Origin of the sequence: Arthrobacter sp. NPDC056727, assembly GCF_042790555.1 — a bacterium.
In the GTDB taxonomy this organism is placed as follows: domain Bacteria; phylum Actinomycetota; class Actinomycetes; order Actinomycetales; family Micrococcaceae; genus Arthrobacter.
Window position 1 is genome coordinate 67996 of sequence record NZ_JBHTZA010000013.1, and the last position, 22967, is coordinate 90962.

Consider the following 22967-nt stretch of genomic DNA (forward strand, 5'->3'; position numbering starts at 1 on the left):
CTGTGCCCCAGGACGCATTTGAGAGAAGGACCCTACATTGGCTCCCAAGAAGAAGGTCACCGGCCTCATCAAGCTGCAGATCCAGGCAGGTGCCGCTAACCCGGCCCCGCCGATCGGTCCCGCGCTTGGCCAGCACGGTGTCAACATCATGGAATTCTGCAAGGCGTACAACGCTGCGACGGAAGCCCAGCGCGGCAACGTTATTCCTGTTGAAATCACCGTTTACGAAGACCGTTCGTTCACGTTCATCACCAAGACCCCGCCGGCTGCAGAGCTCATCAAGAAGGCTGCAGGCGTTGCCAAGGGTTCCTCGACCCCGCACACCGTCAAGGTTGCAAAGCTGACCCAGGCCCAGGTCAACGAGATCGCCACCACCAAGATGGAAGACCTCAACGCCACCAGCCTCGAAGGCGCAGCGAAGATCATCGCCGGCACCGCCCGCTCCATGGGTATCACCGTCGAGGGTTAATTCCCCGCTGATGCGGCGCCGCTCCGGGTAACCGGGGACGACGCCGGGCAGCACCGCCGGGAAACCGGCACCACTGAAACATTGAAATGTTGGAGATCCACGCCGGAACTTCCAACTGTGGCAGGGCCCAGCGCGGTCCGCAGACCACAACTGCACAAGGAGAAATAAGCAGCATGGCAAAGCGCAGCAAAGCATACGAGGCAGCCGCAGCCAAGATCGACGCGGAGAAGTTCTACGCGCCGTTCGAGGCCGTGACGCTCGCCAAGGACACCAACCCGTCCAAGTTCGACGCCACCGTTGAGGTTGCCTTCCGCCTGGGCGTTGACCCCCGCAAGGCCGACCAGATGGTCCGCGGCACCGTCAACCTGCCCCACGGCACCGGTAAGACCGCCCGCGTCCTCGTGTTCGCGACGGGCGAGAAGGCCGAAGCAGCAATCGCTGCCGGCGCCGACTTCGTTGGTTCCGACGACCTGATCGAAAAGATCGCCGGCGGCTGGACCGACTTCGACGCAGCCGTTGCCACCCCTGACCTCATGGGCAAGGTTGGCCGCCTCGGTAAGGTCCTGGGTCCGCGTAACCTGATGCCGAACCCGAAGACCGGCACCGTGACCCCCGATGTCACCAAGGCTGTCAACGACATCAAGGGCGGCAAGATCGACTTCCGCGTCGACAAGCACTCCAACCTGCACTTCATCATCGGCAAGGTTTCCTTCGACGCCGTCAAGCTGGCCGAGAACTACGCCGCCGCCCTCGAAGAGGTGCTCCGCCTGAAGCCGTCCGCTTCCAAGGGCCGCTACATCCAGAAGGCTACGGTTGCCACCACGTTCGGTCCCGGCATCTCCGTTGACCCCAACGTCACCAAGGTTCTCATCGAGGCATAACCCTCGCGAACCTGGGCCGCATCAAAGGACCGTCCGGCATCTGCCGGGCGGTCCTTTTGCGTTTGCGGCGTCCCTTGCGCGCCCGGGCCGCCTCGTGGGACGTGAAGCTCGTGGGACGTGAAGTACGACGCCGGGACTCCAGCCCGGCGCGCTGCTCCCGTCGGCGGGGGGTCAACGCGGACTCTGTTGGAGTCAGGACGTTACGGTTAGGCTGATCCGGTGACGACGCCCTCCTACCGGATCGAGCCGCTGTTCCTGCCTGCGTCACTTGATGCTGCCGATGCCACAGAGTTCCTGGAGTTCAGCCGCCTCAGCGACGATCTGGTCCTGGAGACCTGGGGCAACCTGGACCGGGCTGCGCCCCGGAAGGCCCGGCTGGAGGCGTGGCGCGACGACGACTACGAGAAACTCCGGCTCTTCTTCGTGCGGCTGGACGGCCGCATGGTGGCAAGGTCATGGGTCAGGTTTACGCAAAAGGAGAACCTCCAGGACGCGTTCCTCAGGGTCGATGTCCTCCAGGAATTCAGCGGCCGCGGCATCGGACAGGCCCTCCTGCGGCACGCGGAGGCACTGGCGGCGGAGGAGGGACGCAGCACCCTGCAGTCGTACACAGAGCACGCGCCATTGTTTGACCCGGACGGTCCCGGGATCCTGAAACCCGGAACTGGCACTGGCGGGGTCCCGGCCACGGCCCGCGGCGTGCGGTTCGCCGTTGCGGCCGGCTACACGCTCGAGCAGGTGACGCGTTTCAGCGCACTGGGCATGCCGCCGTCGGACGCGCTTTTGGACGCGCTGGAACGCGAGGCAGCCGGCATCGCCGGGGAGCAGTACGAGGTCCTTGGCTGGACCGACCGCTGCCCCGATGAGTACGTGGAGCAGATGGCCGTCCTCATGTCCAGGATGAGCACCGACACCCCGGCCGGGGCGCTGCACTACGATCCCGAGATCTGGGACGCCAAGCGCGTCCGGCACGTAGAGGACGAGTGGAAGCGGACGGGCCTGGAGTCGCTGGTGGCAGTGGTTCGGCACAGGGCGAGCGGCGAGCTGGCAGCCTACTCGGTGCTGCAGCACTCGGACGAAAAACCGTGGCTGGCCGAACAGGACGACACGCTGGTGGCCAAGGCACACCGCGGGCACCGGCTGGGGATGCTGGTCAAGGTGCTCAACCTCCGGCGCCTGCAGAAGGAGCATCCCGAAGTGGAGCGGGTGCTGACATTCAACGCGGCGGAGAACGGCCATATGCTCGCCATCAACGTGGCCCTGGGGTTCCGTCCGGCGGGGTACGACGGTGAGTGGCAGCGCCGGCGGTAACCGGCATATGCTGGCGGCGGATACACCGCGTGGACTCAAGCCCGAGGCCTTCATGGCAAGCGGCGGAAACGGCTGGGGAAGATGGCAATAAAGGTGCGGATCGAGCGGCTGCTGATTCCGGACTCCGTGGACTCTCCTGATGCGGCGGACTTCCTCGCCGCGGTGGAGGTGGGGCGCAAGGTCCGGATGGATACCTGGGGCAGTGACGACCTCGCCTACACGCCGCTGGAAAAGCTCCTCGAACTGGACGACCCGTACGAGCGCCAGGTCATTCTGGTGGCCAAGGTCGACGGCGACATCGTGGGCGCCGTGGACATCGCGCTTCCGCTCGCCGACAACCTTGACCTTGCCGAATTCACCCTGGACATCCTCCCGGAATACCAGCGGCAGGGAGTCGGCCGGCAGTTACTGGAGGCCGCGGAGCACTTCGCCCGGGAGGAGGGCCGGACCATGATCCTCGTGGACACCAACCACCCGGGCGCCTCCCTGCACGAATTCGAGCCTGAGCAACTGGTGCCCGGGTCCGGCCAGGGCTACGTGCCGTTGGGCAGCCGCGAGGTGGACTTCGCCCAGCGCACCGGCTACACGCTCCAGCACATTGAACAGTTCAGCTCATGCGCACTGCCGCTGGACACCAAGCTCGTGGCGGAACTCGAGGCGGAGGCCCAGGAAGCCAACAACGGCCGCTACCGCCTGCACCACTGGACCGACCGCTGCCCGGAACGCTGGCTGGAGTCGGTGGCGGCCCTCGAAAACCAGGCAGGCGGTGACGCCGGGCCGGTTGAGGGGACCGATGACATCGTCTTCGACGCCGGGATCCTGCGGGAAGCCGAAGAGGTCACCATCGCCCAGGGGCGGCGCACGGTGGTGACCGCCGTCGAGCATATCGCCACGGAAACGCTGGTGGGGCTGACCACCATCAGTGTCCTGGCGCAGCGGCAGGACGTCGTCTTCCAGGACGACACCGTGGTCCTGCAGGCGCACCGCGGCAACAAACTCGGCCTGCTCATCAAGGTGGCCAACATGGAGCGGCTCACCGAGCAGTTCCCCGCTGCACGGGTCATCTACACCTGGAACGCACCCGAAAACCGGTATCTGCTCACGGTCAACCTGCAGCTCGGGTTCACGACGGCGGGAGTCACCGGGATCTGGCAGAAGGAACTGCCGGACCTGGGACCCAGCAGGAGCTAGCGGGCCCGATTTGGAGCTCGGGCGGGCCGTCCCGTAAGCTTGGACTACCAAAGACCGTCGGTTGTTGGATTCCCACTCTTTCGAGCTCAGCTCAACTCTGCAGTTGTGTGCGGAAGGGCCAGTGGGTTTCCGGACGAAGGACCCTGAACGTAGGGCGGCCGGCGCAGGTGAACGAAGCAAAGTTCCGCTGTTTTGAACAGCGTTGAGCCAAGCCCCGTGCATCTGCGCGGGGCGTTTTTAGTTTTAGCTCACCTGAGCGGGGACCCGGAATACCGGCACTATCCCCGGAAGGAGGGTTATGGCAACGCCTACCAAGGTTTCAGCAGTAGCTGAGATCACTAACGATTTCAAGGAATCGAACGCCGCTGTCCTGACCGAATACCGTGGGCTCACCGTTGCACAGCTCAAGCAGCTGCGTGTTTCTCTCGGCCAGGACACCAAGTTCGCGGTCGTCAAGAACACCCTGACCGCCATTGCAGCCAAGGAAGCTGGTGTCGAAGCATTCGACGGCCAGCTCGCCGGCCCCACTGCAATCGCGTTCATCAAGGGTGACGCAGTTGCAGCTGCCAAGAGCCTGACGGATTTTGCCAAGGCTAACAAGCAGCTGGTCATCAAGACCGGTTACTTCGAGGGTAAGGCACTGAACGCCAGCGAAGTTGCTGCCCTGGCAGCACTCGAGTCCCGCGAGCTGCAGCTCGCCAAGGTTGCAGGCATCCTCAAGGCCCCTGCCGCCGCTGCTGCACGCATCATCGACGCACTGCGCCTCAAGCTTGAAGAAGAGAACGGTGCTCCGGCTGAAGCCGAAGCTCCCGCCGCTGAAGAAGCTCCCGCCGCAGAAGCAGCAGAGGCTCCGGCCGAAGCCGCTGCCGAAGAGAACTAACTCTCTCCCAAAAAGACTCCGGTGGTACGGAAGGCATTCAGCCCCCGGCCACCTTTATAGGAAGGACGCCAACCATGGCGAAGCTCAGCAACGAAGAGCTCATTGAAGCTTTCAAGGAACTGACCATCATCGAGCTCTCCGAGTTCGTCAAGCTCTTCGAAGAGACCTTCGAAGTTACCGCAGCTGCTGTTGCTGTTGCCGGCCCCGCCGGTGGCGCTGCCGCTGAGGAAGCCGAAGAGAAGACCGACTTCGACGTCATCCTCGAATCTGCTGGCGACAAGAAGATCGCAGTGATCAAGGAAGTTCGCGCCATCACCTCCCTGGGCCTCAAGGAAGCCAAGGACCTGGTTGACAGCGCTCCCAAGGCTGTTCTCGAAGGCGCCACCAAGGAAGCTGCCGAGAAGGCAAAGGCTCAGCTCGAAGAAGCTGGCGCCACCGTTACCCTCAAGTAACACTGCTTGTCCGGGAATCCCTGTCCACTCCGGTGGGCGGGGATTCCTGCGTTTAACAGCAACGCGGGGTCACATACAGCCCAATGTGGCCGGTTAATTGGGCTGTAAGTGACCCTCCCCACCCGCCCCCTAACCTCGCAAGCTCGGCCAGGGAACCCTGCAGGTGTGGGCCCGCGTTGCTTTTCGGTGCGGGTCAGTTGGGTTCGCTGATGTCCGCGAGCACGGCGCCGAGGGCGGAGACCAGGGCGTCGGCGTCCACGAAGGCGCTGTAGCCGTGCTGGCCAGCGCCCATGGAGATCCGCTTGCCGGCAATGGTCCGGTCCGCATAGACCGGCCAGGCCGTGGTGCTGCCGAGCGGCGTGATGGTTCCCCGCTCATAGCCAGTGGCCTCCAGGGCCACGTGGGCCGCCGGGAGTGAGAGTTTGTTGACGCCCACCAGGCTGCGCAGCTTGGGCCAGGAGATCTGCCGGTCGCCGGGGATGAGGGCGAAGAGGAAGCTGCCGTCCTTGTGCTTGACCACGAGGGACTTCACGATGTCCGCCGGGCTGATGCCGAGGATCCCGGCAGCTTCCTCGAGGCTGTGGGCAGCCAGCCGCTCCACGAGCTCGACGTCCAGCCCGCGGGCGGCGGCGTCGGCAAGGAAGCGCTCCCTGCCGCTGCCGCCGCCGGCAGTGTTAATGCCCGACGCCGGATGGCCGTTCATCAGTCGCGGTACAGCAGGAGGGCCTCACCCTGGCCGCCGCCCCCGCAGAGCGAGACTGCCGCCTTGCCCTGGCCGCGCCGCTTCAGCTCATGCGCCGCGTGGAGCGCCAGCCGCGCGCCGGAGGCGCCGATCGGGTGGCCCAGCGCGATGGCGCCGCCGTGGATGTTGGTCTGCTCCAGCGGGTAGTCCAGATCCTTCAGGGACTGCACGGCCACTGAACCGAACGCCTCGTTGATCTCGATGAAGTCCAGGTCCCCGGTGCTCCAGCCGGCCCGGTCCAGTGCGTTCCGGATGGCGTTGGAGGGCTGCGAGTGCAGGGAATTGTCCGGCCCGGCAACCTGGCCCGGCTTGCCCACGACGGCCAGGTACTCCAGGCCGTTCTCCTCGGCGAACTTGCGGGAGGTCAGCACCAGGGCGGAGGCGCCGTCGGACAGGGGAGAGGAGTTGCCGGCCGTGATGGTGCCGTCGGTGACGAACGCTGCGCGCAGGCCGGCCAGGGACTCGACGGTGGTGTCCGGCCGGACGCCCTCGTCGGTGGAGACCACCAGTGGGTCACCCTTGCGCTGCTTGACGCTGATCGGTGAGATCTCGTCGTCGAAAACGCCGTTCTTCGAGGCGATCGCGGCGCGCTGGTGCGAGCGAGCGGCCACGTTGTCCTGCGAGGCCCGGTCGATGCCGAGCGTCAGGTTCTTGGACTCCGTGGAAAGGCCCATGGACTGGCCGTCGAAGGCGTCGGTGAGGCCGTCGTGCGCCGCCACATCCAGTGCCTGGACGGTGCCATAGTTCCAGCCCTGGCGGGAACCGGGGAGCACGTGGGGTGCCCGCGTCATGGATTCCTGGCCACCGGCGACGACGACGGTGGCGTCGCCGGCGCGGATGACCCGCGCTGCGTCGATCACGGCGGTCAGCCCGGAAAGGCAGACCTTGTTGATGGTCACCGTGGGGACGTTCCAGCCGATGCCGGCGCCGATGGCGCTCTGGCGGGCGGGGTTCTGGCCGGCCCCGGCCTGCAGGACCTGGCCCATGATGACGGCGTCCACCCGATCGGCTTCCAGTCCGCTCGCCGCAATGGCCGCCTTGATGGCGTGCGCCCCGAGCTCGACGGCGGTGAAGCTCGCCAGTTGCCCGTTCAGCCGGCCCTGCGGGGTGCGCGCACCGGACAGAATGACAACATCGCCGTTGTCCACGGAATTGGTCATGGTTGTTTTCTTCCGATCTTTGTTCAATGGTTGGCCTAAGGGTATCGTGAGCCCGGTCACCTATCCATTCAACGCTGGGAAGGCGGAGTGCATTCCGGTTAGGTGCCCGCAGCAACGGTGCTTGCATTCTGCTGACAAGTGGGGTAGACACGCGTATGGTTTTGCCGTATCGTAGATATTTGCGTCTTCCCTGTTTACCTTCAGCCTTCATATAGCGGTGGGCTTAGCCTGTAGCCGTTCCATCAATGTGCCGTGAACAACGTCACCAGCATGGGCGGAACCAGGTCCCGGGTCATATAGCGGAACCGGATGGTAGCACTGCGGAGTCATTTCGCAGGGTGAAAAGCGGGGGAGATCTGAAAACGCCTGAAGGTCTGTGGAAGGATCCCTCTTGGTCGCCTCGAGCACCTCTAATAACGAAACCGCTAACACGGCAAGCACCGACGGTGCGACTCGCCGGCTCTCATTCGCAAAGATTCACGAACCTCTTGACGTTCCGAATCTGCTTGCCCTGCAGACGGACAGCTTCGACTGGCTGGTCGGAAACGAACGCTGGCAGGCCCGCGTTGCGAAGGCCGTCGAAGAAGGCGACCTGAGCGTCGCCACCACCTCCGGTCTTTCCGACATCTTCGAAGAGATCTCCCCGATCGAGGACTTCCAGGGCACCATGTCCCTGAGCTTCTCCGATCCGGAGTTCGCTGATCCGAAGTACACCATGGCTGAATGCAAGGACCGGGACGCTACGTACTCGGCACCGCTGTACGTCAAGGCCGAATTCATGAACAACAACACGGGCGAAATCAAGCAGCAGACCGTGTTCATGGGTGACTTCCCGCTGATGACCGAGAAGGGCACCTTCGTTGTCAACGGCACCGAGCGTGTCGTCGTTTCCCAGCTGGTCCGTTCCCCGGGCGCCTACTTCGAGCGCGCCGCCGATAAGACCAGCGACAAGGACATCTTTACCGCAAAGATCATTCCGTCCCGCGGCGCCTGGTTCGAACTTGAGATCGACAAGCGCGACCAGGTCGGCGTCCGCCTCGACCGCAAGCGCAAGCAGTCGGTCACGGTGCTGCTGAAGGCCCTCGGCTGGACCGAAGGCCAGATCCTCGAGGAGTTCGGCCAGTACGACTCCATGCGTGCCACGCTGGAGAAGGACGCCACCGAAACCCGCGAAGACGCCCTGCTGGACATCTACCGCAAGCTGCGTCCGGGCGAGCCGCCCACAGTCGAGGCTGCCCAGTCCCTGCTGGACAACCTGTACTTCAACTCCAAGCGCTACGATCTGGCCAAGGTTGGCCGCTACAAGATCAACCGCAAGCTTGGCATCGACCGCTCCCTTGGCGACAAGGAAGCGTCGGTCCTGCACGTTGAAGACATCGTGGCCATGATCAAGTTCCTCGTCGCGCTGCACGCCGGCGAGAAGACCCTCATGGGCAAGCGCGACGGCGAAGACCACGAGCTGCGCGTCGAGATCGATGACATCGACCACTTCGGCAACCGCCGCATCCGCGCCGTGGGCGAGCTCATCGAGAACCAGGTCCGCACCGGCCTGTCCCGCATGGAGCGCGTCGTCCGCGAACGCATGACCACGCAGGACGTCGAGGCCATCACGCCGCAGACCCTGATCAACATCCGTCCCGTGGTGGCAGCCATCAAGGAGTTCTTCGGAACCTCCCAGCTGTCCCAGTTCATGGACCAGAACAACCCGCTCTCGGGCCTGACCCACAAGCGCCGCCTGTCCGCGCTGGGCCCCGGCGGTCTGTCCCGTGACCGCGCCGGCATGGAAGTCCGAGACGTCCACCCGTCCCACTACGGACGTATGTGCCCCATCGAAACCCCTGAGGGCCCGAACATTGGTCTGATCGGTTCGCTGGCGTCCTACGGCCGCATCAACCCGTTCGGCTTCATCGAGACGCCATACCGCCTGGTCAAGGACGGCGTCGTTTCCGACGACGTCCAGTACCTGACGGCCGACGACGAGGCAGAGGTCCTGATCGCACAGGCCAACGCCCCGCTCGACGAGAACAAGCGCTTCGCTGAAGAGACCGTCCTGGTCCGTGCCCGCGGTGGTGGAGGCGAGCCCGTGCTCGTTCCCGCCGAGGACGTCCAGTTCATGGACGTTTCCCCGCGCCAGATGGTGTCCGTGGCAACCGCCCTGATCCCGTTCCTCGAGCACGACGACGCCAACCGTGCACTCATGGGTGCCAACATGCAGCGCCAGGCTGTGCCGCTGGTCCGTTCCGAGGCCCCGTTCGTGGGTACCGGCATGGAACGTGCAGCAGCCGTCGACGCCGGTGACGTCACCATCGCCAAGAAGGCCGGTGTGGTTACCGAGGTTTCCGCCGAGCTCGTCATCATGCTCAACGACGACGGCACGGAAACCAACTACCGCATCAACAAGTTCGCCCGCTCCAACCAGGGCAACTGCTACAACAACCGTGTCCTGGTGAACGAAGGCCAGCGCTTGGAAGTTGGCGGCATCATCGCCGACGGCCCGGCAACGGACCAGGGCGAGCTCGCCCTCGGTAAGAACCTCCTCGTGGCATTCATGTCATGGGAAGGCCACAACTTCGAGGACGCCATCATCCTCTCGCAGCGCATCGTTGCCGAGGACGTCCTTTCCTCCATCCACATCGAGGAGCACGAGATCGATGCCCGCGACACCAAGCTTGGTGCCGAGGAAATCACCCGTGACATCCCCAACGTGTCCGAGGAAGTGCTGGCGGGCCTGGACGAGCGCGGCATCATCCACATCGGTGCCGAGGTTGAAGCCGGCGACATCCTGGTCGGAAAGGTCACCCCGAAGGGTGAAACCGAACTGACCCCGGAAGAGCGTCTGCTCCGCGCCATCTTCGGTGAGAAGTCCCGCGAAGTCCGCGACACCTCCCTGAAGGTTCCGCACGGCGAGTCCGGCACCGTCATCGGCGTGCGCGTCTTCGACCGCGACAACGACGACGAACTGCCCCCGGGCGTCAACCAGCTGGTCCGCGTCTACGTGGCTGCCAAGCGCAAGATCACCGACGGCGACAAGCTCGCCGGCCGCCACGGCAACAAGGGTGTTATCTCCAAGATCCTGCCGATCGAGGACATGCCCTTCCTTGCCGACGGTACGCCCGTTGACATCGTCCTGAACCCGCTGGGTGTTCCGGGCCGTATGAACGTCGGCCAGGTGCTGGAAACGCACCTCGGCTGGGTTGCCAAGACGGGCTGGAAGATCGAAGGCGAGCCGGAGTGGGCCAAGCAGCTGCCGAACCTGCCGCGCGAGAGTGGCCAGACCACTGTTGCAACGCCGGTCTTCGACGGCGCCCGCGAAGAGGAAATCACGGGCCTGCTCGATTCCACCAACGTGACCCGCGACGGCGAACGCCTGATCAACTCCTCGGGCAAGACGCGCCTGTTCGACGGACGCTCCGGCGAGCCGTTCCCGGATCCGATCTCGGTCGGCTACATGTACATCCTGAAGCTCCACCACCTGGTGGACGACAAGATCCACGCCCGCTCCACCGGCCCGTACTCCATGATCACGCAGCAGCCGCTGGGTGGTAAGGCACAGTTCGGTGGCCAGCGCTTCGGTGAAATGGAAGTGTGGGCGCTCGAAGCTTACGGCGCCGCCTACACGCTCCAGGAACTGCTCACGATCAAGTCCGATGACATTCACGGCCGCGTGAAGGTCTACGAGGCGATCGTTAAGGGCGAGAACATCCCCGAGCCGGGTGTTCCCGAATCCTTCAAGGTGTTGATCAAGGAAATGCAGTCGCTGTGCCTGAACGTGGAAGTTCTTTCCACCGACGGAACCACGATTGAAATGCGTGACTCTGATGACGCAGTCTTCACGGCTGCGGAAGAACTGGGCATCGATCTGTCTCGTGCAGAGCCCAGCTCCGTAGAAGAGGTCTAGGGATTACGACGGCGGGCGACCGCCCGCCGTCGTACCTCACCTCCTCACCGCACCCAAGACTTCAGAATTTAGAGAACAAGAGAGAACAGGGACCATATGTCCAGCGAATCCTCCTTCGGCCTCATGCAGATCGGCCTCGCCACCGCGGAAGACATCCGCGGCTGGTCGTACGGCGAGGTTAAGAAGCCGGAAACCATCAACTACCGCACGCTCAAGCCCGAGAAGGACGGCCTCTTCTGCGAGAAGATCTTCGGCCCGTCCCGTGACTGGGAATGCTACTGCGGCAAGTACAAGCGCGTGCGCTTCAAGGGCATCATCTGTGAGCGCTGTGGCGTTGAGGTCACCCGCGCCAAGGTGCGCCGTGAGCGCATGGGCCACATCGAACTGGCTGCTCCCGTAACCCACATCTGGTACTTCAAGGGTGTTCCGTCCCGCCTGGGCTACCTCCTTGACCTGGCTCCGAAGGACCTCGAAAAGGTCATCTACTTCGCTGCCTACATGATCACCAGCGTCGACGAAGAAAACCGCCACGCGGAACTGCCCAACCTGCAGGTTGAGCACGACGTCGAGAAGAAGCAGCTGATCGACAACCGCGACTCCGACATCGCCGCGATCGCCCGCGACCTCGAGAACGAGCTTGCCCGTCTCGAGGGTGAGGGTGCCAAGGCTGCCGACAAGAAGAAGGCACGCGACTCCGCTGACCGCCAGATGGCGAACGTCCGCAAGCGCGCCGACGCCGAGATCGAGCGCCTCGAGCAGGTCTGGGACCGCTTCAAGAACCTCAAGGTCGCCGACCTCGAAGGTGACGAGGGCCTGTACCGCGAACTGCGCGACCGCTACGGCATGTACTTCGAAGGCTCCATGGGTGCCGAGGCCATCAAGAAGCGCCTTGAGAACTTCGACATGCAGGCCGAGTCCGACAACCTGCGCGACATCATCGCCAACGGCAAGGGCCAGCGCAAGACCCGTGCCCTGAAGCGCCTGAAGGTGGTCAACGCATTCCTGACCACCAACAACAGCCCGCTCGGCATGGTGCTGGACGCCGTCCCGGTGATCCCGCCGGAACTGCGCCCGATGGTCCAGCTGGACGGTGGCCGCTTCGCGACCTCCGACCTCAACGACCTCTACCGCCGCGTGATCAACCGCAACAACCGACTCAAGCGACTGCTTGACCTGGGTGCCCCGGAGATCATCGTCAACAACGAGAAGCGCATGCTTCAGGAAGCTGTTGACAGCCTCTTCGACAACGGCCGCCGCGGCCGTCCGGTCACCGGACCGGGCAACCGTCCGCTGAAGTCCCTGAGCGACATGCTCAAGGGCAAGCAGGGCCGTTTCCGCCAGAACCTGCTCGGCAAGCGCGTCGACTACTCCGGCCGTTCGGTCATCGTCGTCGGCCCGCAGCTGAAGCTGCACCAGTGCGGCCTGCCCAAGCAGATGGCACTGGAGCTCTTCAAGCCGTTCGTGATGAAGCGACTGGTTGACCTCAACCACGCGCAGAACATCAAGTCGGCCAAGCGCATGGTGGAGCGTTACCGCCCGCAGGTCTGGGACGTGCTGGAAGAGATCATCACCGAACACCCGGTGCTGCTCAACCGTGCACCCACCCTGCACCGCCTCGGTATCCAGGCATTCGAGCCGCAGCTTGTTGAAGGCAAGGCCATCCAGCTCCACCCGCTGGTTTGTGGCGCGTTCAACGCTGACTTCGACGGCGACCAGATGGCAGTCCACCTGCCGCTGAGCCCCGAAGCCCAGGCTGAGGCACGCATCCTGATGCTGTCGTCCAACAACATCCTGAAGCCGTCCGACGGCCGCCCGGTGACCCTGCCTTCGCAGGATATGATCATCGGCCTCTACCACCTGACCACCAAGCGTGTCGGTTCAGCTGGTGAAGGCCGGGTCTTCGGCTCCGTGTCCGAGGCCATCATGGCGTTCGACGCACACGAGCTGCACCTGAACTCCCAGGTCAAGATCCGTCTTGAGGGCTTTGTTCCTTACGCCGGCTGGGAAGCTCCGGAAGACTGGGAGCAGGGTCAGCCGGCACTGGTGGACACCTCCCTGGGCCAGGTCCTCTTCAACGAGACCCTGCCCGAGGACTACCCGTGGGTTGAGGCTGTTGCCGACAAGGGCGAGCTGTCCCGCATCGTCAACGACCTCGCGGAGCGCTACCCGAAGGTTGTCACGGCTGCAACGCTGGACAACCTGAAGGATGCCGGTTTCTACTGGGCCACCCGCTCGGGCGTCACCGTCGCCATCTCCGACATCGAGGTTCCGGAAGAGAAGCCGGCCATCCTTGCCGGTTACGAGGAGCGCGCCGCCAAGATCCAGGGCCAGTACGACAAGGGCCTGATCGACGACGACGAGCGTCGCCAGGAACTGATCGAGATCTGGAACAAGGCGACCAACGAGATCGCCCAGGTCATGCGCGACAGCCTGTCGCCGATGAACACCATCAACCGCATGGTGTCCTCCGGTGCACGTGGTAACTGGATGCAGGTCCGCCAGATCGCGGGTATCCGTGGCCTGGTGGCCAACCCGAAGGGTGAAATCATCCCGCGTCCGATCAAGTCCTCCTACCGTGAGGGCCTGTCGGTGCTGGAGTACTTCATCGCGACGCACGGTGCACGTAAGGGTCTGGCCGATACCGCCCTGCGTACCGCCAACTCGGGTTACCTGACCCGTCGTCTGGTGGACGTTTCGCAGGACGTCATCGTCCGTGAAGAGGACTGCGGCACCGAGCGCGGTCTCGTCACGCCGATCGCCGTGGCTGACGCCAACGGTGAGCTGACCCTGGACGAGAACGTCGAGAACAGCGCCTACGCCCGTACGCTGGCCGTGGACGTCGTCGACTCCAAGGGCAACGTCCTGGCTCCGGCCGGCACCGACTGCGGCGACGTCGTGATCGCTGAGCTGTTCGCAGCCGGCATCACCGAGGTCAAGGTCCGCTCCGTGCTCACCTGTGAGTCCAGCGTCGGAACCTGTGCCCTGTGCTACGGCCGTTCGCTGGCCACCGGCAAGACCGTGGACATCGGAGAGGCTGTCGGCATCATCGCCGCCCAGTCGATCGGTGAGCCGGGTACCCAGCTGACCATGCGTACGTTCCACACCGGTGGTGCTGTTTCCGCCAGCGGTGGCGACGACATCACGCAGGGTCTGCCCCGTATCCAGGAGCTCTTCGAAGCCCGTACCCCGAAGGGTGTGGCGCCGATTGCGGAAGCGGCCGGCCGCATCACCATCGAGGAATCCGAGCGCCAGATGCGCCTGGTGATCACTCCGGACGACGGTTCCGAAGAGATCGCCTACCCGGTCCTGCGCCGGTCGCGACTCCTGATCGAAGACGGCCAGCACGTCACGGTGGGCCAGAAGCTCATCAACGGTCCGGTCGACCCGAAGCAGGTCCTGCGCATCATGGGTCCGCGTGCCGCACAGAAGTTCCTCGTGGACGAAGTGCAGGGCGTGTACCGCAGCCAGGGCATTGGCATCCACGACAAGCACGTGGAAGTCATCGTCCGCCAGATGCTGCGCCGCGTCACGGTCATCGAATCCGGCGACTCCGACCTGCTCCCCGGTGAGCTGGCCGAGCGTTCCCGGTTCGAGGACGCCAACCGCCGCGTTGTATCCGAGGGCAAGACTCCGGCTTCCGGACGTCCCGAGCTCATGGGTATCACCAAGGCGTCGCTGGCCACCGAGTCCTGGCTGTCGGCAGCTTCCTTCCAGGAGACCACCCGCGTCCTGACGCAGGCGGCCATGGAAGGCAAGAGCGACCCGCTCCTCGGCCTTAAGGAGAACGTCATCATCGGTAAGCTAATCCCGGCCGGCACGGGCCTCCCGCGCTACACCGAGATCACGGTGGAACCGACTGAAGAAGCAAAGGCCAACCTGTTCACCGGCCCGAGCGCATTCAGCGATTTCTCCTACGACACGCTGGGCGGTGACGGAGCTCCTGAGTTCCACGCCATCCCGCTGGATGACTACGACCTGGGCAACGACTTCCGCTAAAGGTAGTCGCTAGGCAAAGGAAGGACCCCGCACTCACTGAGTGCGGGGTCCTTCCCCGTTTGCGCCTTACACCCGATTAAGGGTCCAGATCAAGCCATGCTAGACTTTGTGTAATTGTTCTGTGTGGCAGTGGATGAAGGCCGCCGCAGCATCATTTTGGTTTTGTTCTCATGATGTTGGGTGGAGCCTGTTTCCGGGTTGCGGGCTACGTGCGCAACGAATGCCGCACTTTTGCACGCCCATCGGGTCTTTGGACCCAGGCCGCATGGACAACGCCAAAGCTCTCGCGCGAACACAGGCTGACGCCTGGGTGCGGGGGCAGAGATCAAACCAACGGAGAACACGAAAGTGCCTACGATTAACCAGCTGGTCCGCAAGGGCCGCACGCCGAAGGTCTCAAAGACCAAGGCTCCCGCGCTTAAGGGCAGCCCGATGCGCCGCGGTGTTTGCACCCGCGTCTACACCACCACCCCGAAGAAGCCGAACTCGGCTCTGCGTAAGGTTGCACGTGTGCGCCTCAACGGTGGCATTGAAGTTACCGCCTACATCCCCGGTGTTGGCCACAACCTGCAGGAGCACTCCATCGTGCTCGTCCGTGGTGGTCGTGTGAAGGACCTCCCGGGTGTCCGTTACAAGATCGTCCGCGGTGCCCTCGATACCCAGGGTGTCAAGAACCGCAAGCAGGCCCGCAGCCGCTACGGCGCAAAGATGGAGAAGAAGTAATATGCCTCGCAAGGGTCCGGCCCCCAAGCGGCCGCTCGTATCAGATCCCGTCTACGGCTCCCCGCTGGTTACCCAGCTGATCAACAAGGTGCTGGTTGACGGCAAGAAGTCCACCGCCGAGCGCATCGTTTACGGTGCCCTCGAAGGTGCACGCGCCAAGTCCGGCGGCGACCCCGTTGCAGCCCTCAAGAAGGCCATGGACAACGTCAAGCCGTCCCTCGAGGTCCGCTCCCGCCGTGTCGGTGGCGCCACCTACCAGGTTCCGGTTGAGGTCAAGCCGGGCCGCTCCACCGCCCTCGCCCTGCGCTGGCTGGTCGGCTACTCCAAGGCCCGCCGCGAAAAGACGATGACCGAGCGCCTCCAGAACGAAATCCTGGATGCCTCGAACGGTCTCGGTGCCGCTGTGAAGCGTCGCGAAGACACCCACAAGATGGCCGAGTCCAACAAGGCCTTCGCCCACTACCGCTGGTAAAACTTCCCGTACGCCGCCGGCTCCACCGAGCCGGCGGCGAACGCGTAGTCCATCCGAAAGGGAGACACCGTGGCACAGGACGTGCTTACAGACCTTAGTAAGGTCCGCAACATCGGCATCATGGCCCACATCGATGCCGGCAAGACCACCACCACCGAGCGCATCCTGTTCTACACAGGTGTGAACCACAAGATTGGCGAAACGCACGACGGCGCTTCGACCACCGACTGGATGGAACAGGAAAAGGAACGCGGCATCACCATCACGTCTGCCGCCGTGACCTGCTTCTGGGAAAACAACCAGATCAACATCATCGACACCCCGGGCCACGTGGACTTCACCGTTGAGGTTGAGCGCTCCCTGCGCGTCCTCGACGGTGCAGTTGCCGTCTTCGATGGCAAGGAAGGCGTTGAGCCGCAGTCTGAGACCGTTTGGCGCCAGGCTGACAAGTACAACGTTCCGCGTATCTGCTTCGTCAACAAGATGGACAAGCTCGGCGCTGACTTCTACTTCACCGTAGACACCATCATCAGCCGCCTCGGTGCCAAGCCGCTGGTCATGCAGCTGCCCATCGGTGCCGAGAACGACTTCATCGGCGTCGTGGACCTGCTCTACATGCGCGCTCTGGTGTGGCCCGGCGATGCCAAGGGTGACGTCACCATGGGTGCCAAGTACGAAATCCGCGAGATCCCGGAAGACCTCAAGGCCAAGGCCGAGGAATACCGTTCAACCCTCGTGGAGACCGTTGCTGAGGCCTCCGAAGAACTCATGGAGAAGTACCTCGAAGGTGAAGAACTCACCATCGACGAACTCAAGGCCGGCATCCGCAAGATGACGATCAACTCCGAGCTCTACCCGGTGTTCTGTGGCTCCGCGTTCAAGAACCGTGGCGTTCAGCCGATGCTCGATGCAGTTGTCGACTACCTGCCGAACCCGCTCGACGTCCCGCCAATGATCGGTCACGATCCCCGCGACGAAGAGAAGGAACTGACCCGCAAGCCGTCCGCCGAGGAGCCGTTCTCGGCTCTCGCGTTCAAGATTGCTGCGCACCCGTTCTTCGGCCAGCTCACCTTCATCCGCGTGTACTCCGGTCATGTGGAAGCAGGCGCGCAGGTGGTCAACTCCACCAAGGGCAAGAAGGAGCGCATCGGCAAGCTGTTCCAGATGCACGCCAACAAGGAAATGCCTGTTGAGGGCGCTACCGCCGGGCACATCTACGCAGCGATCGGCCTGAAGGACACCACCACGGGCGACACCCTGTGTGACTCCAGCAACCAGATCGTGCTCGAGTCCATGAGCTTCCCGGAGCCCGTGATCTCGGTTGCCATCGAACCCAACACCAAGGGTGACCAGGAGAAGCTCTCCACGGCCATCCAGAAGCTCTCCGCTGAGGACCCGACCTTCCAGGTCTCCCTCAACGAAGACACCGGCCAGACCATCATCGCCGGCATGGGCGAGCTCCACCTGGACATCCTGGTGGACCGCATGCGCCGCGAATTCAAGGTTGAAGCCAACGTTGGCAAGCCGCAGGTTGCTTACCGCGAAACCATCAAGCGTGCTGTTGAGCGTCACGACTACACGCACAAGAAGCAGACCGGTGGTTCCGGCCAGTTCGCAAAGATCCAGATCGCGATCGAGCCGCTGGACACCGCGGAAGGCGAGCTGTACGAGTTCGAGAACAAGGTCACCGGTGGCCGCGTTCCGCGCGAGTACATCCCGTCGGTCGACGCCGGTATCCAGGACGCACTGAACGACGGTGTCCTGGCCGGTTACCCGGTTGTTGGCATCAAGGCGACGCTGGTTGACGGCGCGTACCACGATGTTGACTCCTCGGAAATGGCGTTCAAGATCGCCGGCCGTATGGCTTTCAAGGAAGCTGCACGCAAGGCGAACCCTGTTCTGCTCGAACCGCTGATGGATGTCGAGGTCCGCACCCCTGAGGAATACATGGGTGAAGTTATCGGTGACCTCAACTCCCGCCGTGGCCAGATGCAGTCCATGGAGGATGCCCAGGGCGTCAAGGTCGTCCGCGCACACGTACCGCTGTCCGGCATGTTCGGCTACATCGGTGACCTGCGCTCGAAGACCCAGGGCCGCGCTGTGTACTCCATGACGTTCAACAGCTACGCCGAGGTCCCGAAGGCAGTTGCCGACGAGATCATCCAGAAGTCCCGCGGCGAATAGTCCCCAGGGCTGTCCACGCGACAAGCTGCGAAAAACCGGGTGCGTTTCCCCTGCGGAACACACCTAGTGCTGATGGCCGGGACGTTGGTTCCGGCCGGGTTCGGGCCATCAGCACGAACAGGCTCTAGGCACTAGTATTAGTTCCTGAATCTGCAATTTCACCAATCCAAAGCCCCCAAGTAGACTTACTGGAGTTTCTGCCGCGATAAGCGCGGTCGAAGGTAAGCCATTTGAAAAACGTTCTAGGAGGAACCTGTGGCAAAGGCAAAGTTCGAGCGGACTAAGCCGCACGTTAACATCGGTACCATCGGTCACGTTGACCACGGTAAGACGACGTTGACGGCCGCCATTTCCAAGGTGCTGTACGACAAGTACCCGACTCTCAACGAGAAGCGTGACTTCGCGTCGATCGACTCTGCTCCGGAAGAGCGTCAGCGCGGCATTACCATCAACATCTCCCACGTTGAGTACCAGACCGAGAAGCGCCACTACGCACACGTAGACGCTCCGGGTCACGCTGACTACATCAAGAACATGATCACCGGTGCTGCTCAGATGGACGGCGCAATCCTCGTGGTTGCCGCTACTGACGGCCCGATGGCTCAGACCCGCGAGCACGTTCTGCTCGCCCGCCAGGTTGGTGTTCCCTACCTGTTGGTCGCGCTGAACAAGGCAGACATGGTTGACGACGAGGAACTCCTCGACCTCGTCGAAATGGAAGTTCGTGAGCTCCTGAGCTCGCAGGGCTTCGATGGCGACGAAGCACCGGTTGTCCGCGTTTCCGGCCTGAAGGCCCTGGAAGGCGACCCGGAGTGGGTCAAGTCCGTTGAGGACCTGATGGCTGCTGTCGACGAGTCCGTTCCGGACCCCGTACGTGACCGCGACAAGCCGTTCCTGATGCCGATCGAAGACGTCTTCACCATCACCGGTCGTGGCACCGTTGTGACGGGTCGCGCCGAGCGCGGTACCCTCGCCATCAACTCTGAGGTCGAGATCGTCGGTATCCGCCCGGTCCAGAAGACCACGGTTACCGGTATCGAGATGTTCCACAAGCAGCTCGACGAAGCATGGGCCGGCGAGAACTGTGGCCTCCTGCTCCGCGGTCTGAAGCGCGACGACGTCGAGCGTGGCCAGGTTGTCGTCAAGCCGGGTTCCATCACCCCGCACACCGACTTCGAGGCCAACGTCTACATCCTCTCCAAGGACGAAGGCGGACGTCACAACCCGTTCTACTCGAACTACCGCCCGCAGTTCTACTTCCGTACCACGGACGTAACCGGCGTTATCACCCTGCCGGAAGGCACGGAAATGGTTATGCCCGGCGACAACACTGAGATGACCGTTGCGCTCATCCAGCCGATCGCTATGGAAGAGGGCCTCGGCTTCGCTATCCGTGAAGGCGGCCGCACCGTTGGTTCGGGACGCGTCACCAAGATCAACAAGTAACTCTTGTTGATTGCAGGCCTAACAGCCTGATCTTCGAAAACAGCCCCGCTGCTTCTGGCAGCGGGGCTGTTTTTGTTATGGCCGTTACTCGCTGCCGGAGGGGGCACCCCTGATAGGGTTAGTGCTCGCGACAGATTCGCCACAAAGAGGGAGCATCATGGGTTGGCTAATTTTCCTGCTGGTGGTTGCCGCCGTGGTGGTGGGCGTTGTTTGGGTGAAGAAGCACTTCCGCCACGAGATCGAACGTGCCAAGCGCATCAACCGGGCCAACAAGAACCAGTAGACAAGCACGGAACAGTAGCCGGGCTTGGTCGTTGGGCAGGTTGTCCGCTGTCAGGCCGCGCGTGTCCGCGCCCGGCTGAGTGCCTGCAGCCAATAGAACGACTTCTTGGGCGTCCGTTTCAGGGTCTCAAAGTCCACATGCACCAGGCCGAAGCGCTGTGAATACCCGGCGGCCCATTCGAAGTTGTCCATGAACGTCCAAACGAAGTAACCGAGCAGTTCCACGTCGTGGGCTATGCCGCCGGGCGCCGTCGAGTTGACCGCCTGGTCCAGATGGTCCGCCAGGTATTCGATCCGCCTCGAGTCCGCGATGGGGCCGGTCACGTGTTCGGGCTCAGGAAAGCTTGCGCCGCTCTCGGTGATGTATACCGGCGGCAGGGCTGCCCCGTATCTGTCCTTGAGCTCCCGCAGCAGGATGCCCAGATGGTCCGGCGCCACAGGCCAGCCGAAGCCGGTGGTGGAATATTCAGGGAAGGCCGCCAGGTGGAACGGCACGCGGGCCATCGCGCGGGCGTTGCCGGCTGGCGTGTCCGGCGGGCCCTGCCCTGCAGCCACCCGGACAGGGTAGTAGTAGTTAACCCCGTAGAAGTCGATCGGCTGGCTGATCAGGCGGAGGTCGTCGTCGGACGTCCGGGACAAGAACCTGAACCATGGCCGGGCAGCAAGCGGCGGGGCGGGGTAGCGTCCCAGGAGGATGGGGTCTGCGTAGACCCGGTTGAGGACAAGGTCGAAGACCTTTGCCAGCAGCCTGTCCGCCAATCGCCGGGTGGCAGGGCGGACGGGGGAGTGGAGGTTGGTGACGCCGATGGACCCGGTTACCCCGGCGGCCCGGAGCGCCTGGACGGCGAGCCCGTGGCCGAGGAGCTGGTGATGGACTGAGGGCAGCGCGTTGAACAGCAGGTCACGGCCGGGCGCATGGACGCCGAGCGCGTAGCCGTTCAGCGTGACGGAGACGGGCTCGTTGAGGGTTACCCACTGCGCCACCCGGTCGCCGAGCCGTTCGCCGGCGGCGGCCGCGTACTCCGCGAAGCGCGCCGCAGTAGCCCGGTTCATCCAGCCGCCGCTGTGCTCCAGGGGCAGGGGAGTGTCCCAGTGGTACAGCGTGGCCATGGGGGAGATGCCGGAGGCCAGCAGCAGATCCACCAGCCGGTCGTAGAAGTCCAGGCCCCGGGAGTTGGCTGTGCCGCGGCCCTCCGGCTGGATCCTGGGCCAAGCGATGGAGAACCGGTATGAGTCGATGCCGAGTTCGCGCATCAGGGCAACGTCCTCCGGCACGCGGTGATAGTGGTCACAGGCCACCGCCGGTGAATTCCCGTTGAGGATGCTGCCCGGTTTGGCCGCAAAGGCGTCCCAGCCCGAAGGCCCGCGGCCGTCCGCCGTGAGGGCGCCCTCGATCTGGAAGGCAGCGGCAGCAACGCCCAGGGTGAAATCGGGGCGCAGGCGCCCGGCGAGATTTCGCGCTGTATCTTCATTGACAGCGTGGTTTCCCGCGGCATTCTGCACGGCCATCCACCCATCATCCAACCGGAGAAGGCGGGCGGCAATGACCGGGGGAACGGCTGGGCGGGGATCTGCCGGGCCGGATTCGCATCCTCGGATAATTTCCGGCATACTAGATGAGTTGTTCAAGCGCTTCTTCGCGTCCCGATCCGGATAATGCCGGGTGCCAGGGTCCAGGTCGAAGCCCAAACATAACCCAATTCCCAAAGGAACTGCGGGCTCGCGCGTTTTACACAGCGCGACACGCCCGACCGCGGGGGTCGGGTGCGCCGGCAGGTTGAGGAACCCGGATTTATCCGGATTCAGCTTGTGCGGCGGGTGGTAGTTACGACTTCAAATGCTTCGGCAGCCATACAACACGCAAGTAAACAGAGCAGCACTTACTGAAAGAGAGTCAGGCGACATGGCGGGACAAAAAATCCGCATCCGGCTGAAGTCATACGACCACGAGGTCATTGACGTTTCAGCACGGAAGATCGTTGAGACGGTCACGCGCGCAGGCGCAACGGTAGTCGGCCCGGTGCCGCTGCCCACGGAGAAGAACGTGTACTGCGTTATCCGCTCTCCCCACAAGTACAAGGACAGCCGCGAGCACTTTGAAATGCGCACGCACAAGCGTCTGATCGACATCATCGACCCCACGCCCAAGGCTGTTGACTCGCTCATGCGTCTCGACCTGCCGGCCGACGTGAACATCGAAATCAAGCTGTAGGGAGGTGCTGAGAGACTATGACCGCAACCCGTAACGTAAAGGGCCTGCTGGGCACGAAGCTCGGCATGACCCAGGTCTGGGACGAGAACAACAAGCTCATCCCCGTCACTGTTGTCCAGGCTGACTCGAACGTCATCACCCAGCTGCGTAACGCAGAGACCGATGGCTATGTCGCCGTTCAGATCGGCTACGGCCAGATCGATCCCCGCAAGGTCACCAAGCCGCTGGCTGGTCACTTTGAAAAGGCAGGCGTCACGCCTCGCCGTCACGTCGTCGAACTCCGTACCGCAGATGCTGCCGAGTACGAGCTGGGCCAGGAGCTCTCGGTTGAGCTCTTCGAAGCCGGCCAGAAGATCGACGTCGTTGGCACCACCAAGGGTAAGGGCTTCGCCGGTGTTATGAAGCGTCACGGCTTCCACGGCGTTGGAGCTTCCCACGGTGCCCACAAGAACCACCGTAAGCCCGGTTCTATCGGTGGAGCATCCACCCCGAGCCGCGTCTTCAAGGGCATGAAAATGGCCGGCCGCATGGGCGCCGTTCGTCACACCACGCTGAACCTCACGGTCCACGCGGTTGACGTCGAGAAGTCGCTGCTCCTGATCAAGGGCGCCGTTCCCGGTGCCCGCGGCCAGGTCGTACTCGTACGCACCGCCGTGAAGGGAGCCTAG

Annotated in this window: 18 protein-coding genes; 15 read left to right on the forward strand and 3 right to left on the reverse strand. The window is 63.4% G+C overall.

What is annotated here, in order from left to right; all coding sequences use genetic code 11:
• The first annotated feature begins 37 nt into the window (after positions 1 to 37).
• The 6 genes from rplK (at position 38) to rplL (ending at position 5184) form a co-directional block, all read left to right on the forward strand.
• Positions 38 to 469 (forward strand): 50S ribosomal protein L11, encoded by a 432-nt coding sequence (gene rplK, locus ACFRAH_RS14285; protein WP_255768063.1) that lies wholly within the window; start codon positions 38 to 40, stop codon positions 467 to 469.
• Between the two features lie 173 nt (positions 470 to 642).
• A complete protein-coding gene (gene rplA, locus ACFRAH_RS14290; protein ID WP_331572376.1) occupies positions 643 to 1350 on the forward strand; it encodes a 50S ribosomal protein L1 in 708 nt (235 codons plus the stop codon).
• 219 nt (positions 1351 to 1569) lie between these two features.
• Entirely contained in the window at positions 1570 to 2661 is a 1092-nt protein-coding gene (locus ACFRAH_RS14295; protein ID WP_377991557.1) for a GNAT family N-acetyltransferase, read from the forward strand.
• 81 nt (positions 2662 to 2742) lie between these two features.
• A complete protein-coding gene (locus tag ACFRAH_RS14300; RefSeq protein ID WP_377991558.1) occupies positions 2743 to 3852 on the forward strand; it encodes a GNAT family N-acetyltransferase in 1110 nt (369 codons plus the stop codon).
• Positions 3853 to 4150: 298 nt separating this feature from the next.
• Positions 4151 to 4732, forward strand: coding sequence for a 50S ribosomal protein L10 (rplJ, locus tag ACFRAH_RS14305; RefSeq protein ID WP_377991559.1), 582 nt, complete (start codon positions 4151 to 4153; stop codon positions 4730 to 4732).
• 74 nt (positions 4733 to 4806) lie between these two features.
• Entirely contained in the window at positions 4807 to 5184 is a 378-nt protein-coding gene (rplL, locus tag ACFRAH_RS14310) for a 50S ribosomal protein L7/L12 (protein WP_377991560.1), read from the forward strand.
• A gap of 193 nt (positions 5185 to 5377) precedes the next feature.
• Here rplL and ACFRAH_RS14315 read toward each other — a convergent pair whose 3' ends face one another.
• Positions 5378 to 5887, reverse strand: a complete 510-nt coding sequence (locus ACFRAH_RS14315) for an aminoacyl-tRNA deacylase (protein WP_377991561.1) — start codon at positions 5885 to 5887, stop codon at positions 5378 to 5380.
• Entirely contained in the window at positions 5887 to 7086 is a 1200-nt protein-coding gene (locus ACFRAH_RS14320; RefSeq protein ID WP_377991562.1) for an acetyl-CoA C-acetyltransferase, read from the reverse strand. Before ACFRAH_RS14320 ends, ACFRAH_RS14315 begins: the two co-directional genes overlap by 1 nt.
• 391 nt (positions 7087 to 7477) lie before the next feature.
• Here ACFRAH_RS14320 and rpoB point away from each other — a divergent pair, with 391 nt between their 5' ends.
• From rpoB to ACFRAH_RS14355, 7 genes are all read left to right on the forward strand, one after another.
• Positions 7478 to 10984, forward strand: coding sequence for a DNA-directed RNA polymerase subunit beta (rpoB, locus tag ACFRAH_RS14325; protein WP_377991564.1), 3507 nt, complete (start codon positions 7478 to 7480; stop codon positions 10982 to 10984).
• A 96-nt stretch (positions 10985 to 11080) separates the two neighbouring features.
• Entirely contained in the window at positions 11081 to 14980 is a 3900-nt protein-coding gene (locus ACFRAH_RS14330) for a DNA-directed RNA polymerase subunit beta' (RefSeq protein WP_377991566.1), read from the forward strand.
• 348 nt (positions 14981 to 15328) lie between these two features.
• On the forward strand, positions 15329 to 15703 hold the full coding sequence (gene rpsL, locus ACFRAH_RS14335; RefSeq protein ID WP_003803830.1) for a 30S ribosomal protein S12: 375 nt from the start codon (positions 15329 to 15331) through the stop codon (positions 15701 to 15703).
• A gap of 1 nt (position 15704) precedes the next feature.
• Positions 15705 to 16175: a 30S ribosomal protein S7 gene (gene rpsG, locus ACFRAH_RS14340; protein WP_003803829.1), complete on the forward strand. Its 471-nt coding sequence runs from the start codon at positions 15705 to 15707 to the stop codon at positions 16173 to 16175.
• A 69-nt stretch (positions 16176 to 16244) separates the two neighbouring features.
• Complete coding sequence (fusA, locus tag ACFRAH_RS14345; RefSeq protein WP_003803828.1) at positions 16245 to 18359, forward strand: elongation factor G; 2115 nt, start codon at positions 16245 to 16247, stop codon at positions 18357 to 18359.
• Positions 18360 to 18614: 255 nt separating this feature from the next.
• Complete coding sequence (gene tuf / locus ACFRAH_RS14350) at positions 18615 to 19805, forward strand: elongation factor Tu (RefSeq protein WP_102973690.1); 1191 nt, start codon at positions 18615 to 18617, stop codon at positions 19803 to 19805.
• Between the two features lie 157 nt (positions 19806 to 19962).
• Positions 19963 to 20088 (forward strand): hypothetical protein, encoded by a 126-nt coding sequence (locus ACFRAH_RS14355; protein WP_377991569.1) that lies wholly within the window; start codon positions 19963 to 19965, stop codon positions 20086 to 20088.
• 50 nt (positions 20089 to 20138) lie between these two features.
• Here the strand turns inward: ACFRAH_RS14355 and ACFRAH_RS14360 are convergent, their stop codons facing one another.
• Complete coding sequence (locus tag ACFRAH_RS14360) at positions 20139 to 21596, reverse strand: GH1 family beta-glucosidase (protein WP_377991571.1); 1458 nt, start codon at positions 21594 to 21596, stop codon at positions 20139 to 20141.
• A 394-nt stretch (positions 21597 to 21990) separates the two neighbouring features.
• Here ACFRAH_RS14360 and rpsJ point away from each other — a divergent pair, with 394 nt between their 5' ends.
• Positions 21991 to 22299, forward strand: a complete 309-nt coding sequence (rpsJ, locus tag ACFRAH_RS14365; RefSeq protein ID WP_003803825.1) for a 30S ribosomal protein S10 — start codon at positions 21991 to 21993, stop codon at positions 22297 to 22299.
• A 17-nt stretch (positions 22300 to 22316) separates the two neighbouring features.
• The gene (gene rplC, locus ACFRAH_RS14370) at positions 22317 to 22967 is read left to right on the forward strand and encodes a 50S ribosomal protein L3 (RefSeq protein WP_377991573.1); all 651 of its coding nucleotides are present in this window, start codon (positions 22317 to 22319) and stop codon (positions 22965 to 22967) included.

Coding starts and splice junctions, on each gene's coding strand:
- ACFRAH_RS14330 (WP_377991566.1), top strand. CDS start 11,081: ATGTCCAGCGAATCCTCCTTCGGCCTCATGCAGATCGGCCTCGCCACC.
- rplC (WP_377991573.1), top strand. CDS start 22,317: ATGACCGCAACCCGTAACGTAAAGGGCCTGCTGGGCACGAAGCTCGGC.
- rpsG (WP_003803829.1), top strand. CDS start 15,705: ATGCCTCGCAAGGGTCCGGCCCCCAAGCGGCCGCTCGTATCAGATCCC.
- rplJ (WP_377991559.1), top strand. CDS start 4,151: ATGGCAACGCCTACCAAGGTTTCAGCAGTAGCTGAGATCACTAACGAT.
- rplL (WP_377991560.1), top strand. CDS start 4,807: ATGGCGAAGCTCAGCAACGAAGAGCTCATTGAAGCTTTCAAGGAACTG.
- ACFRAH_RS14315 (WP_377991561.1), bottom strand. CDS start 5,887: ATGAACGGCCATCCGGCGTCGGGCATTAACACTGCCGGCGGCGGCAGC.
- ACFRAH_RS14320 (WP_377991562.1), bottom strand. CDS start 7,086: ATGACCAATTCCGTGGACAACGGCGATGTTGTCATTCTGTCCGGTGCG.
- ACFRAH_RS14355 (WP_377991569.1), top strand. CDS start 19,963: ATGGGTTGGCTAATTTTCCTGCTGGTGGTTGCCGCCGTGGTGGTGGGC.
- rpsJ (WP_003803825.1), top strand. CDS start 21,991: ATGGCGGGACAAAAAATCCGCATCCGGCTGAAGTCATACGACCACGAG.
- ACFRAH_RS14300 (WP_377991558.1), top strand. CDS start 2,743: ATGGCAATAAAGGTGCGGATCGAGCGGCTGCTGATTCCGGACTCCGTG.
- rplA (WP_331572376.1), top strand. CDS start 643: ATGGCAAAGCGCAGCAAAGCATACGAGGCAGCCGCAGCCAAGATCGAC.
- ACFRAH_RS14360 (WP_377991571.1), bottom strand. CDS start 21,596: ATGGCCGTGCAGAATGCCGCGGGAAACCACGCTGTCAATGAAGATACA.